4 protein-coding genes are annotated in these 2,501 nt (G+C 68.8%); all 4 read left to right on the plus strand.

What is annotated here, in order from left to right:
- On the plus strand, positions 1 to 343 hold a 343-nt coding region (locus AC2VOP_RS17205; protein WP_486951920.1), incomplete at its 5' end, for an acyl-CoA dehydrogenase family protein.
- The gene (locus AC2VOP_RS17210) at positions 340 to 1,329 is read left to right on the plus strand and encodes a phosphotransferase family protein (protein ID WP_486962089.1); all 990 of its coding nucleotides are present in this window, start codon (positions 340 to 342) and stop codon (positions 1,327 to 1,329) included. The genes AC2VOP_RS17205 and AC2VOP_RS17210, both read left to right, overlap by 4 nt.
- The gene (locus AC2VOP_RS17215; protein WP_486962090.1) at positions 1,326 to 1,664 is read left to right on the plus strand and encodes a DUF6285 domain-containing protein; all 339 of its coding nucleotides are present in this window, start codon (positions 1,326 to 1,328) and stop codon (positions 1,662 to 1,664) included. Before AC2VOP_RS17210 ends, AC2VOP_RS17215 begins: the two co-directional genes overlap by 4 nt.
- Before the next feature lie 83 nt (positions 1,665 to 1,747).
- Positions 1,748 to 2,128, plus strand: a complete 381-nt coding sequence (locus tag AC2VOP_RS17220; protein WP_486962091.1) for an Rv3143 family two-component system response regulator — start codon at positions 1,748 to 1,750, stop codon at positions 2,126 to 2,128.
- Positions 2,129 to 2,501: the final 373 nt, after the last annotated feature.

Raw genomic sequence — 2,501 nt, forward strand, 5'->3', positions numbered from 1 at the left:
GCCGCTGGCGGTCAACCAGGCGGTGCAGTGGCCGCTGGCCGAGTTGCACACCGAGGCCCAGATGGTGCGGCTGCTGGTGTATTACGCCGCGTGGCACCTGGACCGCGATCACCACCTTGAGGTCTCCGACAAGGTGTCGATGGCCAACTATCGTGCCAACCGTCTGGTCTGCGATGCCGCCGACCGCGCGATGCAGGTCTTCGGCGGGCTCGGCTACAGCCGGCACGAGCCGTTCGAACACATCTATCGCCACCATCGCCGCTACCGGATCACCGAAGGCGCCGAGGAGATTCAGATCCGCCGGGTTGCCCAACGGCTCTTCGGTTTCGACCGGCGGCGATGACGATCGACGAACTGGCCACCCGGCTGGCCAGCGTGCTGGCGCCGATACTGGGGCCCGTCACGATCGAGGGACTGCGCCCGCTCAGCGGCGGCGCCAGCCGCTCCACCTGGGCGTTCGACGCGGTCTTCAGGACGGGGCAAGCCAGCGGGCGTCGGGCATTGATTCTGCGCACCGGACCGCTCGACGAAGTCCACGCCAGCATGGAGTTGGAGGCCCGCGCCCAAGCCGCCGCCGGCGCGGCCGGCGCCCCGGTCCCCAACATCCTGCGTGCGGACAATTCCGTGGCCGCACTGGGTAATCCGTTTCTGGTCTGCGACAAGGTCAGCGGCGAAACCATTGTCCGACGCATCTTCCGCCACCTCGACAGCGCCGGCCGGGACCGGTTGCTGCGCCAGTGCGCACAAGCTCTGGCCGCGATCCACCGCGCCGACCCGACCACCGCCGGTCTGGCGGCCGAGGACCAACTAACCCAGTGGCGCGCCCGACTGGACGCCATCGGCGACACCACCGCCACCTTCGAGTGGGCGTTTCGCTGGCTGGCCGCCCACCGACCGCCGCCGTCGGAACTTCGTCTGGTACACGGCGACTTTCGGATGGGCAACCTCGTCGTCGACGGATCCGATCTGGCAGCAGTGCTGGACTGGGAGCTGGTGCACATCGGCGAGGTGGCCGAAGACCTGGCCTGGTTCTGCATCCGGGCCTGGCGGTTCGGCGCGCCCGCCGATCGAGGCGCCGGCGGGCTGGGCAGCATCGAGAACTTTCTCTTTGCCTACGAGCAGGCCGGTGGGGCTGCCGTCGACCGGGAGAGTTTTGCCTGGTGGCTGGTGTTGGCCACGCTGCGCTGGGGCGTCATCTGCCGCTACCAGGCGCAGCGTCACCTCAGCGGCCAGAGCCGGTCGGTGGAGTTGGCGGCGATCGGCCGCCGGGTCGCCGAAACGGAATGGGATCTGCTGGATCTGCTGGATCCCGAGGGGGCGCACCGGTGACCGGACTGCACGGCCGGCCGACCGCCGCCGAGCTGGTAGCCGCGGCCGCCGAGTTCCTCGAGACCGAGGTCCGCGACGTCACCACCGGAAACGTCAACTTCCACGCTCGGGTCGCCGCCAACGCGTTGCGCATCGTCGAACGCGAACTGCTCGACACCGGTGCTGACCAGATCCGCACGGCGCTGGCTGACCTGGGTTTCTCCGACGAGGGCGGCCTGGCGGCCGCGATCCGGGCCGGTGAACTGGACAACCGCGCCGAGGAGGTGACCGCGTGTCTGCGCACCCTGGTACGGCACCGGTTAGCGATCGCACACCCCGGATACGACAGCCAATAGTCGACCGCAACCGGGCTTCGCGCAGGCGCCGCAGTAACATCGCCACCGTGTCTGCCAACGCCACAACCACGGTCACCGCCCCGCTGCGAATCCTTGTCTACAGCGACGACGCTTCCGTCCGCGAGCAGGTCATGCTCGCGCTGGGCAAGCAGCTGCACCCGGACCTGCCCGAGTTGAGCTACGTCGAAGCCGCGACCGAGCCGGTCGTGATCCAGCAATTGGACGCCGGCGGCATCGATCTGGCCGTCCTCGACGGGGAGGCGACACCGGCCGGCGGGATGGGCATCGCCAAACAGCTCAAAGACGAGATCGCGACGTGCCCGCCGATCGTGGTGCTCACCGGCCGCCGCGACGACGAATGGCTGGCGCGCTGGTCGCGCGCGGAGGCCGCCGTCCCGCATCCGATCGACCCGATACAGCTGAGCCGGGTGGTGCTCGAGCTGCTGCGGGCAAGGGTCGGGTGACCGCACGGTTGCTGAGTGACCCGGCGGCGCGGGTGGTCTGGTCTCGACTGAGCGAGCGCTATTCCACTGGATCGGCGATCCGGAACCCAAGCGCAGGCTGTCCGTGCACACCAATGATGACCGGTGTGGCGCTGTCAGCGGCCCAGGCGTGCGACAGCACGAAGAGCCGGCCGGTGGGATCGCATGCTTTCGGTGTTCGGTGTCTGGCGGCCGCGACAAATCGGGAAACTACCCCATAAGCCTGGCGCTGGGCGCTGCGACCGGGCACTCACCGGACGTAAGACTCGACTTGTGCGTGATGACCGTGCGAGCGAGCGACCCGACCATCAGCGGTGACGAGCGGAAGCCCGAGGGTCTCGCTTAACGCGACGAA

This window comes from Mycobacterium sp. TH-M106 (assembly GCF_057473765.1).

Excerpts from the sequence above, each read along its gene's own strand:
- AC2VOP_RS17210 (WP_486962089.1), top strand. The coding sequence starts at position 340 with ATGACGATCGACGAACTGGCCACCCGGCTGGCCAGCGTGCTGGCGCCG.